This window comes from Okeania sp., from assembly GCF_983059655.1.
Genome location: NZ_CEZPJD010000245.1, coordinates 8,378 through 10,098, shown reverse-complemented (window position 1 = coordinate 10,098; position 1,721 = coordinate 8,378). Strand labels below are relative to the sequence as shown.

Sequence of the window (1,721 nt, the reverse complement as noted above, 5' to 3'; positions counted from 1 at the left end):
CAGGAAGAACTATTTAAAGCTCAAATTCAGCGTCGCGGTTCGCCTGAAATTGCTGCAAAAGTTTCTGCCCCACCGGGATACAGCGAACATCATACAGGTTTTGCCGTTGACTTAACTGATGGTAACTTTCCCAAAAAAGATATAACTATAGATTTTGAAAATACCAAAGCTTTCCAATGGTTAACCCGTCATGCTCAAGAGTTTGGTTTTGAGTTGTCTTTTCCTCCAAACAATTCGCAAGGAGTAAGCTACGAACCTTGGCACTGGAGATATATAGCCTCTCCAGAAGCTGCTGCTGCTTTTGCTCAAGCGAGATAGTTTTGGCACAAGCGGTTGTCTGGAATGTAACTGATTTCTACGAAGCACAGCAGTGGGAGCATCTTGCTCCCGTGCCAGATATTCCTTTTTCCTGTAAACCATTACACAAGCAGGACTACCATATAATGAAGAAGAATTAATACTCTCACCGCCAAATCATCAACCATTACTTACTTCACAATAAAGCCAAACGCCGCTCGGAAGAATAACCAGAAAAAACCCGTGCTATTTGCGATCGCTCAATCTCAAGATGCTGCTCTAAAACACTAGAAATCACATCCCGAAAGTCCGTTGTCACTGCCAGATCCCGCTTCTGAAACAATTCTGACTCATCCAAACCAGGCCATTGTCCGTAAACCTGACCGCCACGCACGCCACCACCTAAAACCCACATTACATTACCATGACCATGATCGGTGCCACCATTACCATTTTCTTTCACCGTGCGACCAAATTCTGACATTACTAAAATCGCCGTATCTGAGTAAAGCGGACCCAACTCCTGAGCTAAAGTAACTAAACCTTCCCCCAAAGATTTCAATCTTCTTGCTAAAGCACCTTGACTACTTCCTTGGTTAACGTGGGTATCCCAATTACCAAAAGCCATAAATCCTAACTGTGTTTTGGAATCACCCACCATAATTTGAGCTAAATTTTTGGCATCAGCAGCAAAACTTTGTGGAGGTGGTGCGCCTGCTGAAGCTGCTTCCATTTCTTGCTCTAAGTCAGCTAACAGTAAGTCTCTTGCCTGGCGACCTTCTTGGTAAACTCTACTAAGTTCATCATTGCTGCTATAAAGGCGATCGAATGCTTCATAAATTCTGGGGACATCTATGGGTAAACTACGGGTCGATTTTCTCCCCGTGGGAAGACTAGCAACTGGCATTGCACCCATAAGAATCCGAGGTGGTGTATCTCCTAAGTTTACAGCTTGAGTAGGTTTATCTTTTGGTAGATTTGCTAACAAACGATTCATCCATCCATCGGGTATTTTTTTATTACCTGGAATACCTGTTTCCATATAATATTGAGCATCAAAATGGGAGCGAGTGTCGTTGTTTAAACCGCAAGCGTGAACAAATGCTAAACTACGATTTTGCCAAAGGGGCATGATACTTGCTAGAGCAGGATGTAAGCCAAATTGACCGTCTAAGTCGATTGCTCCTTCTGCTTCTCCTGGAGCAGGAATTGCTATGTTTGGTCGTGAATCATAATAATTGTATTCCTGGTGAGGAATAACTACATTTAATCCATCGACTCCTCCTCGAAGAAAAATAACTATTAATCGTTTACGGTTGTTGGTTTGAGCTAATGCCTTTGTTACCCAACCATGACTACCAACAGAGATTATTCCTGAAGCTGATAGTAAGCTAGCAAATTGTAAAAAATTACGTCTTTTCATA

The 1,721-nt window shown here is 42.5% G+C and carries 3 protein-coding genes; 2 read left to right on the top strand and 1 reads right to left on the bottom strand.

Annotation, left to right across the window (positions count from 1 at the left end):
* Together AC3DU7_RS15245 and AC3DU7_RS15240 are read left to right on the top strand one after the other, a co-directional pair.
* Positions 1-318: M15 family metallopeptidase (locus tag AC3DU7_RS15245; RefSeq protein WP_488040179.1), on the top strand; the 318-nt coding region annotated here is incomplete at its 5' end.
* 2 nt (positions 319-320) lie between these two features.
* A complete protein-coding gene (locus tag AC3DU7_RS15240) occupies positions 321-458 on the top strand; it encodes a hypothetical protein (protein WP_488040178.1) in 138 nt (45 codons plus the stop codon).
* Positions 459-493: 35 nt separating this feature from the next.
* Here the strand turns inward: AC3DU7_RS15240 and AC3DU7_RS15235 are convergent.
* Positions 494-1,721, bottom strand: a 1,228-nt coding sequence (locus AC3DU7_RS15235; protein ID WP_488040177.1) for a DUF1501 domain-containing protein, incomplete at its 5' end; no start/stop codon positions are given.